The organism is Magnetospirillum sp. WYHS-4, assembly GCA_039908345.1.
GTDB lineage: Bacteria > Pseudomonadota > Alphaproteobacteria > Rhodospirillales > GLO-3 > JAMOBD01.
This window is the reverse complement of the sequence record JAMOBD010000001.1, coordinates 200,601-214,678: the sequence shown is the minus strand read 5'-3', so window position 1 is coordinate 214,678 and position 14,078 is coordinate 200,601. Positions and strand designations below refer to the sequence as shown.

General features: G+C 65.6%; 18 protein-coding genes. 7 read left to right on the top strand and 11 right to left on the bottom strand.

Features of this window, described 5'->3' with window-relative positions:
* Window positions 1-208 precede the first annotated feature (208 nt).
* The 7 genes from H7841_01055 to hisB are packed head-to-tail and all read right to left on the bottom strand — an operon-like array spanning window position 209 to window position 3,986.
* Window positions 209-580, bottom strand: coding sequence for a histidine triad nucleotide-binding protein (locus H7841_01055; GenBank protein ID MEO5335470.1), 372 nt, complete (start codon window positions 578-580; stop codon window positions 209-211).
* On the bottom strand, window positions 577-900 hold the full coding sequence (locus H7841_01050) for a phosphoribosyl-ATP diphosphatase (protein ID MEO5335469.1): 324 nt from the start codon (window positions 898-900) through the stop codon (window positions 577-579). Before H7841_01050 ends, H7841_01055 begins: the two co-directional genes overlap by 4 nt.
* Window positions 901-902: 2 nt before the next feature.
* Window positions 903-1,664, bottom strand: a complete 762-nt coding sequence (hisF, locus tag H7841_01045; protein ID MEO5335468.1) for an imidazole glycerol phosphate synthase subunit HisF — start codon at window positions 1,662-1,664, stop codon at window positions 903-905.
* A 3-nt stretch (window positions 1,665-1,667) separates the two neighbouring features.
* Complete coding sequence (gene hisA, locus H7841_01040) at window positions 1,668-2,393, bottom strand: 1-(5-phosphoribosyl)-5-[(5-phosphoribosylamino)methylideneamino]imidazole-4-carboxamide isomerase (protein MEO5335467.1); 726 nt, start codon at window positions 2,391-2,393, stop codon at window positions 1,668-1,670.
* Window positions 2,390-3,034 (bottom strand): imidazole glycerol phosphate synthase subunit HisH, encoded by a 645-nt coding sequence (hisH, locus tag H7841_01035; GenBank protein ID MEO5335466.1) that lies wholly within the window; start codon window positions 3,032-3,034, stop codon window positions 2,390-2,392. The genes hisA and hisH overlap by 4 nt, the downstream gene beginning before the upstream one ends.
* Entirely contained in the window at window positions 3,031-3,387 is a 357-nt protein-coding gene (locus H7841_01030) for a DUF2628 domain-containing protein (GenBank protein ID MEO5335465.1), read from the bottom strand. Before H7841_01030 ends, hisH begins: the two co-directional genes overlap by 4 nt.
* On the bottom strand, window positions 3,387-3,986 hold the full coding sequence (gene hisB, locus H7841_01025) for an imidazoleglycerol-phosphate dehydratase HisB (protein ID MEO5335464.1): 600 nt from the start codon (window positions 3,984-3,986) through the stop codon (window positions 3,387-3,389). Before hisB ends, H7841_01030 begins: the two co-directional genes overlap by 1 nt.
* Window positions 3,987-4,365: 379 nt before the next feature.
* Here hisB and pyrF point away from each other — a divergent pair, with 379 nt between their 5' ends.
* From pyrF to hslU, 3 genes are read left to right on the top strand one after another with little or no spacing between them, the layout of a single operon-like run.
* Window positions 4,366-5,097 carry an orotidine-5'-phosphate decarboxylase gene (gene pyrF, locus H7841_01020; GenBank protein MEO5335463.1) on the top strand — a complete coding sequence of 244 codons (732 nt, stop codon included), beginning with the start codon at window positions 4,366-4,368 and terminating at the stop codon, window positions 5,095-5,097.
* Window positions 5,098-5,151: 54 nt separating this feature from the next.
* Window positions 5,152-5,700 (top strand): ATP-dependent protease subunit HslV, encoded by a 549-nt coding sequence (gene hslV / locus H7841_01015; GenBank protein MEO5335462.1) that lies wholly within the window; start codon window positions 5,152-5,154, stop codon window positions 5,698-5,700.
* Window positions 5,697-7,025 carry an ATP-dependent protease ATPase subunit HslU gene (gene hslU / locus H7841_01010; protein MEO5335461.1) on the top strand — a complete coding sequence of 443 codons (1,329 nt, stop codon included), beginning with the start codon at window positions 5,697-5,699 and terminating at the stop codon, window positions 7,023-7,025. The genes hslV and hslU overlap by 4 nt, the downstream gene beginning before the upstream one ends.
* Here hslU and H7841_01005 read toward each other — a convergent pair whose 3' ends face one another.
* Together H7841_01005 and nth are read right to left on the bottom strand one after the other, a co-directional pair.
* Window positions 7,026-7,415 (bottom strand): helix-turn-helix domain-containing protein, encoded by a 390-nt coding sequence (locus tag H7841_01005; GenBank protein MEO5335460.1) that lies wholly within the window; start codon window positions 7,413-7,415, stop codon window positions 7,026-7,028.
* Entirely contained in the window at window positions 7,412-8,044 is a 633-nt protein-coding gene (gene nth, locus H7841_01000; protein MEO5335459.1) for an endonuclease III, read from the bottom strand. The genes H7841_01005 and nth overlap by 4 nt, the downstream gene beginning before the upstream one ends.
* Before the next feature lie 32 nt (window positions 8,045-8,076).
* On the opposite strand from nth, the gene H7841_00995 reads away from it, so the two are divergent.
* On the top strand, window positions 8,077-9,408 hold the full coding sequence (locus H7841_00995; GenBank protein MEO5335458.1) for an HD domain-containing protein: 1,332 nt from the start codon (window positions 8,077-8,079) through the stop codon (window positions 9,406-9,408).
* On the opposite strand, the gene dapB is transcribed toward H7841_00995, so the two are convergent.
* Window positions 9,405-10,202 carry a 4-hydroxy-tetrahydrodipicolinate reductase gene (gene dapB / locus H7841_00990; protein ID MEO5335457.1) on the bottom strand — a complete coding sequence of 266 codons (798 nt, stop codon included), beginning with the start codon at window positions 10,200-10,202 and terminating at the stop codon, window positions 9,405-9,407. The two genes, H7841_00995 and dapB, sit on opposite strands and share 4 nt — an antisense overlap.
* A 129-nt stretch (window positions 10,203-10,331) precedes the next feature.
* Between dapB and H7841_00985 the strand changes: the two genes are divergently transcribed.
* From H7841_00985 to leuB, 3 genes are all read left to right on the top strand, one after another.
* On the top strand, window positions 10,332-11,159 hold the full coding sequence (locus H7841_00985) for a metal-dependent hydrolase (GenBank protein ID MEO5335456.1): 828 nt from the start codon (window positions 10,332-10,334) through the stop codon (window positions 11,157-11,159).
* 124 nt (window positions 11,160-11,283) lie between these two features.
* Window positions 11,284-11,895: a 3-isopropylmalate dehydratase small subunit gene (gene leuD, locus H7841_00980; GenBank protein ID MEO5335455.1), complete on the top strand. Its 612-nt coding sequence runs from the start codon at window positions 11,284-11,286 to the stop codon at window positions 11,893-11,895.
* Window positions 11,896-11,929: 34 nt separating this feature from the next.
* Window positions 11,930-13,045 (top strand): 3-isopropylmalate dehydrogenase, encoded by a 1,116-nt coding sequence (gene leuB, locus H7841_00975; GenBank protein ID MEO5335454.1) that lies wholly within the window; start codon window positions 11,930-11,932, stop codon window positions 13,043-13,045.
* A 92-nt stretch (window positions 13,046-13,137) separates the two neighbouring features.
* Here the strand turns inward: leuB and H7841_00970 are convergent, their stop codons facing one another.
* Complete coding sequence (locus tag H7841_00970; GenBank protein ID MEO5335453.1) at window positions 13,138-14,004, bottom strand: EF-hand domain-containing protein; 867 nt, start codon at window positions 14,002-14,004, stop codon at window positions 13,138-13,140.
* Window positions 14,005-14,078 lie beyond the last annotated feature (74 nt).

Sequence of the window (14,078 nt, the reverse complement as noted above, 5' to 3'; positions counted from 1 at the left end):
GAATCGCCGGTGTTTACCGAATCCGGGGACACATGGGAATCCGGGGACGGAATCCAGGGAATCCAGGGACACAATACTAGTTTTCGATTCCAATCGGCGGACGCTTACGTCGCTACGATCCCCAGGACGTCTTCAAGGTCCTGACTCTCCCGATGCCCCCGGGCAAGGGCGAGAAACGAGAGCCGGCTCCGTCATTCCAGGATCGGCCCTAGACCTGCGATGGCCGGCTGAGCATCGGCCCCAGGCGTTTGCCGCCGAAGATGTGGACGTGCAGGTGGGGGACCTCCTGATGACCGTTGGTGCCCGTGTTGGCAAGGAAGCGGTAGCCTTCCCCGTCCAGCCCCAGGATGCGCGCCGTCTCGCCCACCGCCCGAAAGAAGCCGGCCACCAGTTCGGCCGGGGCATGGGCGGTGAAGTCGTCCATGGAAACATAGGGCCCCTTGGGAATCACCAGCACATGCACCGGCGCTTGGGGGGCGATGTCGTGGAAGGCCAGGGCGAAGTCGTCCTCGTGCACCTTCCTGCAGGGAATTTCCCCCCGCAGGATCTTGGCGAAGACGTTGTTCGGATCGTAGGTCATGGCGTCTCCTTCCGGGCCGCCTTTTCGGCCAGGCCCGAGGTTCCTTCCCGCTTTTCGAGGATCGCCCAGACGTCCTGCGGCCCAACCCCGGCATCGGCCCATAACACCAGCAGGTGATAAAGCAGATCGGCGCTTTCCGATGCCACCTGGGCCGACGTTCCCGCCGTTCCGGCGATCACGGTTTCCACCGCCTCCTCGCCCAGCTTCTGGCAGATCTTGGAGCGGCCGTCGGCGAACAGCTTGGCCGTGTAAGACGCCTTCGGATCGGCGCCCCTGCGGCCGGCGACGATGGCGAACAGGCGGTCCAGCACGTGGTTCATGTTCAGTCGATCCTGACGGCGACGCCCGCCGCCCGCATATGTTCCTTGGCCTGGCGGATGCTGTGGGTGCCGAAGTGGAAGATGGAGGCGGCCAGCACCGCCGAGGCATGGCCTTCGAGCACCCCTTCCACCAGATGGTCCAGGGTCCCCACCCCGCCGGACGCGATCACCGGGATCGTCACGGCGTCCGAGATGGCCCGGGTGAGAGGCAGGTTGAAACCCTGCTTGGTGCCATCACGGTCCATGGAGGTGAGCAGGATTTCGCCCGCCCCGTAGGCCGCCATGCGCTTCGACCATTCCACCGCGTCCAGGTCCGTCGGATTGCGCCCGCCGTGGGTGAAGATCTCGTATTTGCCGGGCGCCACGGTCTTGGCGTCCACCGAGACCACGATGCACTGGCTGCCGAATTTTTCCGCCGCCTCGCGCACGAATTCGGGATTCTTCACCGCCGCCGTGTTGATGGAGACCTTGTCGGCTCCGGCCAGCAGCAGCTTTCGGATATCTTCCACCCGACGCACCCCGCCGCCCACCGTAAGCGGCATGAAGCATTGTTCGGCCGTGCGGGCCACCACGTCGTAGATGGTGTCGCGGCCTTCATGGCTGGCGGTGATGTCGAGGAAGGTCAGTTCGTCGGCGCCTTCCCGGTCGTAGAGCCGGGCCTGTTCCACCGGATCGCCCGCGTCCACCAGATTGACGAAGTTGACGCCCTTGACCACGCGGCCGTTGTTCACGTCCAGGCAGGGGATGATGCGGGTCTTCAGCATGGCTCAGGCCCTCAGGAACGCGACGGCCGCGGCCGGATCGATGCGGCCGTCGTAGACGGCCCGGCCGCTGATCGCCCCTTCCAGGATGTCGCCGCCCGCCGCCTTCAGCGCCGCCAGGTCCGCCATGGACGACACGCCGCCCGAGGCGATGACGGGAATCGAGACCGCGCGGGCCAAGGCCACCGTGGCTTCGGTGTTGGGGCCCTGCATGGCGCCGTCGCGGGCGATATCGGTATAGACGATGGCGGAAACGCCCGCGTCTTCGAACCGGCGGGCCAAGTCGAGAGCGGTCATGGCCGAAACCTCCGCCCAGCCTTCCACGGCGACGAAGCCGTCCTTGGCGTCGATGCCCACCGCGACGCGGCCCGGATGACGGCGGCAGGCTTCCTTCACAAGATCCGGGTCGCGTAGCGCCACGGTGCCCAGGATGACCCGCGCCACTCCCTGGCCGAGCCAGAAATCCACGGTTTCCAGGGTCCGGATGCCGCCGCCCAGTTCGATTTTCATGGCGACGGCGGCCAGGATCGCCAGCACCGCGTCGGCGTTGACCGGCCGGCCGGCGAAGGCGCCGTTCAGGTCGACCACGTGCAGCCACTCGCAGCCGGCGTCCTGGAATTTGCGGGCCTGGGCGGCGGGGTCGTCGCCGAACACGGTGGCCTTGTCCATCTCGCCGCGCAGAAGGCGGACGCACTGGCCGTCCTTGAGGTCGATGGCGGGCAGGAAGATCATGGCGTCCACTTCAGGAAATTGGCGATCAGCTTGAGGCCCACGGCTTGGCTTTTCTCGGGATGGAACTGGGTGCCGACCATGTTGTCGCGCCCCACCACGGCGGTCACCGGGCCGCCGTAGTCGGCGACGGCGAGGATATGAGCCCGATTCTGGGCGCGCAGGGCGTAGGAATGGACGAAATAGACGTGGCTGCCGTCGGCCAGGCCGGCAAACAGCGGATGGTCCGCCGCCTCGAGGCGCAGTTCGTTCCAGCCCATGTGCGGTATCTTGAGGGCGGAATCGGTGGGCTCCAGCGCCTGAACCACGCCGGGAATCCACCCGAGGCCGGGAAAGTTGCCATGCTCCAGGCCACGCGTCGCCATCAACTGCATGCCGACGCAGATGCCGAAGAAGGGCCGGCCCTTGCCCAGGACTTGGCGTTCCAGGGTCTCGATCATGCCGGGCAAGGCTTCCAGGCCCCGTCGGCAGTCGCCGAAAGCCCCGACGCCGGGCAGCACGATACGATCCGCCGCCGCCACCCGGCCGGGATCGGCGGTGACCACCACGGGGACGGACAGGCCCAGGTCGGCCGCCGCCCGCTCGAAGGCCTTGGCGCAGGACCTGAGGTTGCCGGACCCGTAATCGACGATGGCTATGGTCATCGGAAGAGTTCCGGATGCTGGTCCAGGAAGCGGAATTCGGCGGCCTCGCGGTTCCGGCCGGCCACCACGGCGGCGAAGCGCCAGCCCCGGCGTTCCAGCATGTGGCGCAAGAGATCGTTGGCCACCGATCCCAGCAAAGCCGCCAACCCCAGCGACAGCAGGGCCTGGCCGTCGAGGCCGACGGGAACCAGGGTGATGGCGGCGATCAAGGTGGCGATGGCCACCCCCGTCGCCCACATGCCGTGCCACAGGGCCCAGGCGGGCAGGAACAGGAAGGCCGGCCAGGAAAAGCCTTCCTTGATGACGGCCAACGTCCCGGCGCGAGGTTCCAGGTGCACGGTGAACAGCTGCATCACAGGCTTCCGCCCAGCACGCCCTTGGTCGAAGGCACCACGTCCGCGCGCCGGGGATCGATCGAAACCGCTTGGCGCAGCGCCCGGGCCAGGGATTTGAAACAGGATTCGGCGATATGGTGGTTGTTGTCGCCGTAAAGGCATTCCACATGCAGGGTCAGCCCGGCCGCCTGGGCGAAGGCCTGGAACCATTCCTTGAACAGTTCGGTGTCCATCTCGCCCAGCTTGTCGCGGACGAATTCCACCTTCCAGACCAGATAGGGCCGGTTGGAGGCATCGAGCGCCACCCGGGTCAGGGACTCGTCCATCGGGGCATAGGCGGTGCCGTAGCGGGCGATGCCCTTGCGGTCGCCCAAGGCCTTGGCGATGGCCTCGCCGATGACGATGCCCGAATCCTCCACGGTGTGGTGGAAGTCGATGTGCAGGTCGCCGTCCGCCTTGCAGGCGATATCGATCAGGCTGTGGCGCGATAGCTGTTCCAGCATGTGGTCGAGAAACCCGATGCCGGTCCCGATGTCGTAGGTCCCCGTGCCGTCGAGAGCGACGGTGGCGGCGATGCGGGTCTCGCGGGTCTTGCGTTCCACCGTGGCGGTGCGCATGGAAGGCTCCTCGTCTTTTCCTGCAGTGTCTTCTATCAGGAACCTCGGGCGGCTTCCAGCGATCCGATGCCCAACACAGGGGGATGTGTGAGGTCTCCCGATTGGACGCTATTGATAGTTCGCCATAACTATCCTATAGGAACGTCAATCATGTCTCGAAAAAAGAACCCTATCGAAACCATTTCCAACGGCGGAGAGACCGGTATCCCGGGGTATCGAGACGTTGATCCGAGAAGGTTCGTTGCGAGCCCTCGTATAAGGGCGTAGCGATAGGAATTGAGGGTCGGGCATGGTCCCGTTCCGTTTTTCCGGGCCGACATGAAGATGCCAAGTCGGCCATGACATGCCTGACGGCAATGCATTACATCGGGGTACCACGATGACCGGGTCCAAACTGTTGCTTTCCCAGAAGGCTATCGATCCCCGGGATCGGTTGATCCTCGCCCTGGACGTTCCGAGCGTCGAAGATGCCAAGGCATTGGTCGAACGGCTGGGCGATGCCGTATCCTTCTACAAGATCGGCCTGGAACTTTTCATGACGGGAAGTTATTTCGAGCTTCTCGCATGGCTGACCGAGCGCGGCAAGAAAGTCTTCGTCGATCTCAAGTTCTTCGACGTTCCGCAAACCGTGGCTTCGGCGGTTCGCCAGTTGCATGGCCGCGGGGCTACGTTCGCTACCGTACACGGTAACGACGCCATCCTGCGGGCGGCTAGCGAAGCGAAGGGCGACACCAAGATCTTGGCGGTCACCGTACTGACCAGTCTGGACCGGGGCGATCTCGACGCCCTGGGGTTTCGCACCGATGTCCGGACCCTTGTGCTCTCGCGGGCTAAGCGCGCATTGGAAATCGGGTGCGATGGAGTGATTTCTTCCGGCATGGAGGCCGAGTCCCTCCGCCAGGAACTGGGGGATAGATTTATCATCGTCGTTCCCGGCATTCGTCCGGTGGAAAACAAACCCGCGGACGACCAGAAGCGAACCGTCGATGTGGAAGAGGCCCTCGAGAAGGGAGCCGATTATATCGTTGTCGGGCGTCCTATCCGCCAGGCGCCGGACCCACGCGCCGCCGCCGAAGACATCCAGCGGCGTATCGCGGCGCTATTCGGCTGACAAAGGTCGCTTCTGTTTCTTTCGTTGGTCGACGCTGGACGCTATAGTCCCTCCATGACACAGAATGACACTCCCCTCTGGCACGGCACGACGATCCTGATGGTCCGCAAGGGCGGGCAGGTGGTGATCGCGGGCGACGGGCAGGTCAGCCTGGGCAACACGGTGGTCAAGGCCAACGCCAAGAAGGTCCGGCGCCTGGGCGACGGAGGGGTGATCGGCGGCTTCGCCGGGGCCACCGCCGACGCCTTCACCCTGTTCGAGCGCCTGGAAGGCAAGCTGGAGCAGTATCCGAGACAGCTGGCCCGCGCCTGCGTCGAACTGGCCAAGGATTGGCGCACCGACCGCTATCTGCGGCGCCTGGAAGCCATGATGATCGTCGCCGACAAGGATGTTTCGCTGGTTCTCACCGGCACCGGCGACGTGCTGGAACCGGAAGACGGGGTGACCGCCATCGGTTCGGGCGGCAACTACGCCCTGGCCGCCGCCCGCGCGTTGATGGACCGCGACGATCTGGACGCCCGTTCCGTGGCCGAAAGGGCCATGCGCATCGCTGCCGACATTTGCGTCTTCACCAACACCAATCTTGTCATCGAAACGTTATGACCGTACCGGGAATCGCCTTCACGCCGCGCGAGATCGTTTCCGAGCTTGACCGGTTCATCGTCGGCCAGAACGACGCCAAGCGCGCCGTCGCCGTGGCGCTGCGCAACCGCTGGCGTCGCCAGCAGCTTTCCGATGCGCTTCGCGAAGAGGTGGTGCCCAAGAATATTCTGATGATCGGACCCACCGGCGTCGGCAAGACCGAGATCGCCCGCCGCCTGGCCAAGCTGGCCCAGGCTCCCTTCATCAAGGTGGAAGCCACCAAGTTCACCGAGATCGGCTACGTCGGACGCGACGTGGAGCAGATCGTCCGCGACCTGATCGAGATCGCCATCCACGAAGCGCGCGACCGGCTGCGCAAGGAGGTGCGCGCCAAGGCCGAGCTGCGGGCCGAGGAAAGGGTGCTGGACCTGCTGGTCGGGGAAGCCGCGAGCCCGGAAACCCGTCAGAAATTCCGCAAGATGCTGCGCGAAGGTCAATTGGATGATCGCGAGGTGGAGGTGCCGGTCGAGGAATCCTCGGGCCTGTCCATGCCGACCATCGATCTCCCCGGCATGCCGGGGGCGCAGATGGGCATGCTCAATCTGAACGACATCTTCGGCAAGGCTTTCGGTGCCCGCACCAAGCCCAAGAAGATGACCGTATCCGAATCCTACGAGGTTTTGCTGACCCAGGAAGGCGACAAGCTTCTGGACGAGGACAAGATCGTCAAGGACGCCATCGCCGCGGTGGAAAACAACGGCATCGTCTTCATCGACGAAATCGACAAGATCACGGCCCGTTCCGATGCCAAAACGGTGGGCGCCGACGTGTCGCGCGAAGGTGTGCAGCGGGACCTGCTGCCGCTGATCGAAGGCACCACGGTCTCGACCAAGCGCGGCCCCATCCGCACCGACCATATCCTGTTCATCGCCTCGGGCGCCTTCCATATCGCCAAGCCGTCCGACATGCTGCCCGAACTGCAGGGCCGCTTGCCCATCCGGGTCGAACTGCATCCCCTTTCCCGCGACGATTTCGTCCGCATCCTGACCGAGCCCGAGGCCAGTCTTATCAAGCAGTACAAGGCCCTGATGGCGGTCGAGGACCTGACGCTCGACTTCACCCCCGAAGCCATCGGCGAAATCGCCGACCTGGCCGCCGAGATCAACGCCAGCGTGGAAAACATCGGCGCCCGCCGCTTGCATACGGTGCTGGAAAAGCTGGTGGAGGAAATCAGCTTCACCGCCTCGGAGCGATCCGGAGAGACGGTCGGCCTGACCGCCGAGGACGTGCGCCGCAAGGTCTCCGACCTGGCGAAGAAGGGCGATCTGAAGAAGTTCATTCTCTAATCAGAAACGCGGCCCTTCCGGCCGCTTGCGCCGACCGACGGCGCCTTCGATTTCGGCGACGATCCAATCCAGGGTCTGGTCGTCCAGGCGGCCGATGGTTTCCGACAGCAGGTTGGCCAGTTCGGTCGCCTTGGGCGACAGGCCGGCGGTTTCCACCTTGATGCGGGGATGGGACAGTTCGGCCAGGCGCTTCAGATCTTCCGCCTCGTCCCAGATCAGGCCGAAATAGCCGCAGATCTGCAAGACCATGCCGGGGGCGGGACGGCCCCGGTTGCCGTGTTCCAGGGCGGACAGGTACGCCGCCGAAACGCCCAGGGCCGCCGCCATGTCCTTTTGACGGAGACCTTTGCGGGCCCGAAGATCGCGCAGCCGGTGGCCGAAGGGGGTCATGCCGTTTTCTCCGGAAAGGCGCAGAGATCGGCCACCGGGCAGGCCGGGCAGGCCGGCTTGCGGGCCTTGCAGACATAACGGCCGTGCAGGATCAGCCAGTGGTGGGCGTGGCGCTTGTATTCCGCAGGCGTAACCTTCTCCAGGCCCTGTTCCACCGCCAGGGGGGTCCGGCCGGGCGCCAGGCCGGTGCGGTTGGCCACCCGGAAGATATGGGTATCCACGGCAATCGTGGGTTGGCCGAAGGCCACGTTCAGCACCACGTTGGCGGTTTTCCGCCCGACCCCCGGCAGGGCTTCCAAGGCCTCGCGATCGGCCGGGACCCGCCCGCCGTGCCGTTCCACCAGACGGCGGGACAGGGCGATGATGTTCGCGGCCTTGGCGTTGAACAGCCCGATGGTCTTGATATGCTCCTTCAGCGCCGTTTCCCCCAGCGCCAGTATTCTTTCCGGCGTGTCCGCGACGGGAAACAGGCGCGCCGTCGCCTTGTTCACGCCCTTGTCCGTGGCCTGGGCGGAAAGGACCACGGCAACCAGCAGGGTATACGGACCGACGTAGTCCAGTTCGCTGCGCGGTTCCGGCCGCAGGGCGGCCAGACGGCGGTAGAATTCGGCGACATGGGGCTTTTTCACGACTTGCGGCCTTCGCCGTTCAGGATCAATTCATGGAAGCCAGTCTACACGGGTCCGTCAAGGCCGCCAAATCCGGCAAAAGGTCTTCCATGCACGGCAACATTCATCGACGGCTCGTTCCCCGGCTGGTCATCGCGGCCGTGGCCCTGGCCGGTTTGTTGGGCTTTGGCGTCTTCTACCACCAGCTCGAACAGGTGGACGACAGGTTGGTCGGCTTGGCACGAACCGAATCCGACCACCTGATCCGGCGCATCCTGCCGCATATGCCGCCGCGGTCCGCTCAAGACGCCGCGGCGGTGGAATCGGCCTTGCGGGACTTCGTCATCTCGCCCCGCGCGATCCGGGAAGGCCGTTTCGTCTTCGGCGAAGTCTACGACCCCGACCGCCGTCCGGTGGCCGAGGTGGTCGAGGCGGACAAGCGGCACCTGGAAGCGGAAATGGACAGGGGGGGCCACAAGTTTCCCAAGGTCGACGTCTGGTATCGCAAGATCCGGATCGCCGAAGAACTCTATCTGCAGGCCGTGGTGCCGCTGCGGGCGCCCGACGGCCGGGCGGTCGGGTTCTTCGAGGGCGTCTATCGCGTCGACCCCGACACCCTGGCCGCCATCGGCGGCGCCACCACCGCCAGCGCCATCCTGGTGGTCGTCGCGACGTTGCTGACCGCGGCGTTGCTCTATCCCGTGGTGCTGGGTCTCAACCGCGACCTGATCGCCCGGTCGCAGGATCTCCTGCAGGCCAACCTCAATACGCTGGAAACCCTGGGCGACGCCATCGCCAAGCGCGACAGCGATACCGGCGTCCATAACTACCGGGTAACCCTGTTCGCCATCCGGCTAGGCGAGGCGGTGGGGCTGGGCGAGGCGACGATCCAGGCCCTTATCAAGGGGGCTTTTCTGCACGACCTGGGCAAGATCGGCATCGGCGATGCCATCCTGCTCAAGCCCGGCCGGTTGACCGAGGACGAGTTCGAAGTCATGAAAACCCACGTCGGCCACGGGGTGGACATCGTTTCGCGCTCGGCCTGGCTGGAGGATGCGGCGGATGTGGTGCGCTATCACCATGAAAAGTACGACGGCTCCGGCTATCAGGGCGGTCTGAAGGGGGAAGACATCCCGGTGACGGCCCGGGTCTTCGCGATCGTCGACGTCTTCGACGCCCTGACCTCGCGCCGCCCCTACAAAGCCCCCCTGGGCCTTAAGGAAAGCCTCGATATCCTGCACAAGGGGCGGGGCACCCATTTCGATCCCCGTCTGCTGGACGCCTTCCTGGACTTGGCGCCCGGCCTGCATGCCGCCTATGGGGGGCGCGAGGACGCGGTGGTCGAAAAGGACCTGCAGGCCCTCATGCAACGCTATTTCGGCTAAAGGCCCAGCACGTCTTGCATGGAATAATGGCCGGGATGCCGGTCGGCGCACCAGAGCGCCGCCCGCACCGCGCCGCGAGCGAAGATGGCGCGCGACCCGGCCTTGTGGGTCAGTTCCACCCGTTCGGCCGAACCGGCGAACAGCACCGTATGCTCGCCCACCACGTCGCCGCCGCGCAGGGTGGCGAAGCCGATGTCGCCCGGCTTGCGCTCGCCCGTATGGCCGTCGCGCACTTTCTGCCAGACCGTCTCCAGCGCCACGCCGCGCCCCTCGGCAGCGGCGCGGCCCAGCGCCAGGGCGGTGCCCGACGGGGCGTCCACCTTGTGACGGTGGTGCATCTCGGCCACCTCGATGTCGAAGTCCTCGCCCAGCATGGCCGCCACCTGGCGCGTCAAGCCCAGCAGCAGGTTGACGCCGACGCTGAAGTTGGCCGCCTGGACCACCGGTACCGCCAGGGCCGCCGTCGCGACGGCTTCCTGTTCGAGCACCCCCAGGCCCGTGGTACCCAGCACCAGGCAGGTCTTATGGCGCGCCGCCAGCAAGGCATGCGCGACGGTGGCGCCGGGCAGGGTGAAATCGATCACCGCGTCGGACAGCCGGAACAGGGCTTCGGGGTCTTCGGTCACCGTCAGGCCGCAAGGCTTGTCGCCCGCCAGAACCGCCACGTCCTGCCCGAGGAAGGGGCTGCCTTCCCGTTCCGAACCCCCGGCCAACCCGGCCCCCGGCGTCTCCAGCACGGCCTGCACCAGCATGCGTCCCATGCGGCCGGCGCATCCGACGATTCCGATCTTCATGGCGTCCCCCGGTCGGCGGTTGGCGATTCGGTATCAGGTACCAGTTTCGAGGCGCCGGATGCAAGCGGCCTTGCTCCCATTTTCCCAAGGGGAGTAGGATGGTCGACGCAACAATCGAGAGAGGCTGCCATGCTGTCGTTTCGTTTCCGTCGCGGGCTCGCCGTCCTGGCGACGATGATTCTGGTCGCCGCGGGTGCCGAGGCCACCGAGCTGACCTGGTACGGCCATTCCGCCTTCAAAATCGTCACGCCATCGGGCAAGGTGCTGCTGATCGATCCCTGGGTCGTCAATCCGGCCAACAAGATGGGCAAGGAGGACTTGGCCGGCCTTTCCCGCGTGGATCTGATCCTTGTCACCCACGGGCACAACGACCATATCGGCAATGCGGTCGAAATCGCCAAGACGACGGGGGCCAAGCTGGTGGCCGGCTTCGACCTGTCCAAGGCCCTGGTGCAGTACCGGGGCTATCCCAAGGACCAGGCGACGGCCGCCACGGCCGGGCATTTCGGCGGCGAGATCGCCCTGCTGGACGGGGAGGTCAAGGTGGCTTTCGTGCCCGCGGTGCACGGCTCCGAAGTGGAAACCGGCCCCGGCATGCCGAACGAGGGCTCGCTGCAAACCGGCGGCCCGGCCGGGGCCTTCCTGGTCAGCGTCAAGGACGGGCCCGCCATCTACCACACGGGCGACACCGACGTCTTTTCCGACATGGCTCTGGTCAACCGCTTCCGCAAGGTGGACGTGATGATCGCCTGCATCGGCGACAAGTTCACCATGGGCCCGGAACGGGCCGCCCTGGCGGCCCGCTTCGTCGATCCGGCGAAGATGGTCATCCCCATGCACTATGGCACCTTCCCGGCCCTGACCGGCACCCCGGCGGCCTTCGGAGGGGCCCTGGCCGGGGAAGGGGTCAAGGCGCCGATGCGCGAGATGAAGGTAGGCGAAACCCTCAAGTTCTAAAGACTTCCCGGTTTCATACCCCCGGCACGCCCATGGCGTGCCGGACAGGCGGAATCCGCAAGCCCCGATCCGTTGCGGCTGGTAACAAAATGGTCTAGTACGACCTTCCTGGAGGAATTCCACGATGCAGAAGTTTACCACGCTTACCGGCGTCGCCGCGCCACTGGCCATGATCAACGTCGATACCGACATGATCATTCCCAAGCAGTTCCTGAAGACGATCCAGCGTTCGGGACTGGGCAAGAACCTGTTCGACGAAATGCGCTACACGCCCGACGGCAAGGAAATCCCGGATTTCGTTTTGAACCGGGCGCCCTATCGCGGCGCGGCCATTCTGATCGCCGGCGAGAACTTCGGCTGCGGCTCGTCGCGCGAGCATGCGCCCTGGGCGATCCTTGATTTCGGCATCCGCTGCGTGATCGCGCCCAGCTTCGCCGACATCTTCTTCAACAACTGCTTCAAGAACGGCATCTTGCCGATCCGCCTGCCGGTGGCCACCGTGAACGGCCTGCTGGCCCAGGCGGAGAACGGTGCCAACGCCACCTTCACGGTGGACCTGGAAAGCCGGACCATCGCGGCGCCCGACGGTTCGGTCACGCCGTTCGAGGTCGATCCCTTTCGCCGCCACTGCCTGCTGAACGGCCTGGACGATATCGGCCTGACGCTGCAGAAGGCGGGCGACATCGCGGCTTTCGAGGCTCGCCAGAAGGCCCAGCAGCCTTGGCTTTATGCCTGACCTGCCCCATTCATCCGCCCAGAAAGGTCTCGTCATGTCCACGAAGAAGCCCTTGAAGATCCTCGTCCTGCCCGGCGACGGCATCGGAACCGAGGTGATGAAGCAGTGTCGGCGCGTGATGGACTGGCTGGAAAAGAACAGGGGCTTGATCTTCGACGTTTCGGAAGGCCTGATCGGCGGCGCATCCATCGATGCCCATGGCGTGCCTCTGACCGACGAGACCCTGGCCGCCGCCATGGCGGCCGATGCCGTGTTGCTGGGCGCGGTCGGCGGCCCCAGGTGGGACGACATGCCGTTCGACAAGAAGCCGGAACGGGGCCTGTTGGGCCTGCGCAAGGAAATGGGCCTGTTCGCCAACCTGCGCCCGGCCAGGGTGTTCGACGCCATGGTCGACGCGTCGACCCTGAAGCCGGAAGTGGTCAAGGGCCTGGACATCATGATCGTGCGCGAGCTGACCGGCGGGCTCTATTTCGGCGAGCCGCGCGGCATCGAGGACCTGCCCGGCGGCGGGCGACGCGGCTTCAACGCGCTCAGCTACACCGATACCGAGGTGCGGCGTATCGTCCGGGTCGCCTTCGATCTGGCGCGCAAGCGGAACAAGAAGGTCTGTTCGGTCGACAAGGCCAACGTCCTGGTGTCCATGGTCATGTGGCGCGAGGAGGCCGAGAAGGTCGCCAAGGACTACAAGGACGTGGAACTCAGCCACATGTACGTGGACAACGCCGCCATGCAGCTGGTGCGCAACCCCCGCCAGTTCGACGTCATGGTGACCGAGAACATGTTCGGCGACATCCTTTCCGACGAGGCCTCCATGCTGACCGGCTCGCTCGGCATGCTGCCGTCGGCCAGCATCGGGGAAGCCGACGCCAAGGGCTTCCGCCGCGCCATGTACGAGCCGGTGCACGGGTCCGCCCCGGACATCGCGGGCAAGGACATCGCCAATCCGCTGGCGACCATTCTCAGTCTCGCGATGATGCTGCGTTATTCCTTCGACCTGGGCAAGGAAGCCGACCTGATCGAGACGGCGGTGGAAAACGTGCTGAACGGCGGCTTGCGCACCGCCGACATCATGCAGACCGGCATGGCCCGGGTGTCCACTGCGGTGATGGGCGAATCGGTTACCCGCGGGCTCGACAAGCTGGCCGGCTGAAGAAGCGCCTCCGGTCACCCGCAGGGGTGGGGGCCGGGGGGCTTGGACGGCGGCCGTCCGATGAGGGCGGACGACCGCCGGGGACGCCGGGGTCAGGCGGCGACCGAAGTGGTCGTATTGGCGAGTCCGGCCAGGCCCGACTTTTCGTAGCTCTTGACCGCTTCCAGCAACATGGCGATCAACCGGTTGTCGAGGGAGGGGGCTCCGTCTTCGGTGCCCGCCCCGCCGTCGGATCGTCCCGCGGCCATACCGGCCACGAACTGTTCCTTGGTCAAGGCGCCGGAGCCTTCCCCATCCATCTCTTCGAACATGGCGGTGGCTTCCTCCTCGCCCAGTTCCGGGGGCTGGCCGGCCAGCCATTCCGACAGCGATACGACCCCGTCCTGGTTGGTGTCCAAGTCGTCGAAGAAGGCCGAGGCCTGGCTGTCCTCGTCGTCCCTGCCGCCCGAGGCGCCGCCCGGAGGCGGACCGCCGGCCATGGGAGGCGGCGCGGCATCCTTCATGGCTTCGGTAAACTGCTCCTTGGTCAGGCTGCCGGTTCCTTCGGCGTCCAGTTCGTCGAAGAAGGCGTTGGCGTCCTCCTCGCTCACTCCTTCGGGGCGGCCGGCGACGAATTCCTCGCGGCTGACGTCGCCGTCGCCATCGTCATCCAGGCTGTCGAAGAACCGGGACGGATCGGGCGGTCCCTTGTCTTCCTGCTGCTGGATCAGGGCCGCCTGCATCTGGCTGTGCATCTGCTGGAAGGCGCCAAGAAGGTCGTTCTCGGTCAGCGCGCCCGTACCCTGGGGATCCAGGGTATCGAACAACTGGCCCGCCTTTTCCGAGGAGTCGGCGTCGGGCGCGCCGGAGACGAATTCGTCGCGGGTGACCTTGCCGTCGCCATCGGTGTCGATGCGGCTGAACAGGTTGCGGATCTGCGACGCATCGGGGGCGCCGTAACCGCCAATTCCTTGCATCATGGGGATCTCCTTGTCCGGGGCGCGAGGGCCGGGGGGGCCTCGCATATCCGTTTCACGGGCGGGTATTACCGATC

Coding starts and splice junctions, on each gene's coding strand:
- H7841_01050 (MEO5335469.1), bottom strand. CDS start 900: ATGAACCACGTGCTGGACCGCCTGTTCGCCATCGTCGCCGGCCGCAGG.
- H7841_00985 (MEO5335456.1), top strand. CDS start 10,332: ATGCTGTCGTTTCGTTTCCGTCGCGGGCTCGCCGTCCTGGCGACGATG.
- hisF (MEO5335468.1), bottom strand. CDS start 1,664: ATGCTGAAGACCCGCATCATCCCCTGCCTGGACGTGAACAACGGCCGC.
- H7841_00970 (MEO5335453.1), bottom strand. CDS start 14,004: ATGATGCAAGGAATTGGCGGTTACGGCGCCCCCGATGCGTCGCAGATC.
- dapB (MEO5335457.1), bottom strand. CDS start 10,202: ATGAAGATCGGAATCGTCGGATGCGCCGGCCGCATGGGACGCATGCTG.
- H7841_01005 (MEO5335460.1), bottom strand. CDS start 7,415: ATGACCCCCTTCGGCCACCGGCTGCGCGATCTTCGGGCCCGCAAAGGT.
- hslV (MEO5335462.1), top strand. CDS start 5,152: ATGACACAGAATGACACTCCCCTCTGGCACGGCACGACGATCCTGATG.
- H7841_01055 (MEO5335470.1), bottom strand. CDS start 580: ATGACCTACGATCCGAACAACGTCTTCGCCAAGATCCTGCGGGGGGAA.
- pyrF (MEO5335463.1), top strand. CDS start 4,366: ATGACCGGGTCCAAACTGTTGCTTTCCCAGAAGGCTATCGATCCCCGG.
- leuD (MEO5335455.1), top strand. CDS start 11,284: ATGCAGAAGTTTACCACGCTTACCGGCGTCGCCGCGCCACTGGCCATG.
- hisB (MEO5335464.1), bottom strand. CDS start 3,986: ATGCGCACCGCCACGGTGGAACGCAAGACCCGCGAGACCCGCATCGCC.
- leuB (MEO5335454.1), top strand. CDS start 11,930: ATGTCCACGAAGAAGCCCTTGAAGATCCTCGTCCTGCCCGGCGACGGC.
- hisH (MEO5335466.1), bottom strand. CDS start 3,034: ATGACCATAGCCATCGTCGATTACGGGTCCGGCAACCTCAGGTCCTGC.
- H7841_00995 (MEO5335458.1), top strand. CDS start 8,077: ATGGAAGCCAGTCTACACGGGTCCGTCAAGGCCGCCAAATCCGGCAAA.
- H7841_01030 (MEO5335465.1), bottom strand. CDS start 3,387: ATGCAGCTGTTCACCGTGCACCTGGAACCTCGCGCCGGGACGTTGGCC.
- hisA (MEO5335467.1), bottom strand. CDS start 2,393: ATGATCTTCCTGCCCGCCATCGACCTCAAGGACGGCCAGTGCGTCCGC.
- hslU (MEO5335461.1), top strand. CDS start 5,697: ATGACCGTACCGGGAATCGCCTTCACGCCGCGCGAGATCGTTTCCGAG.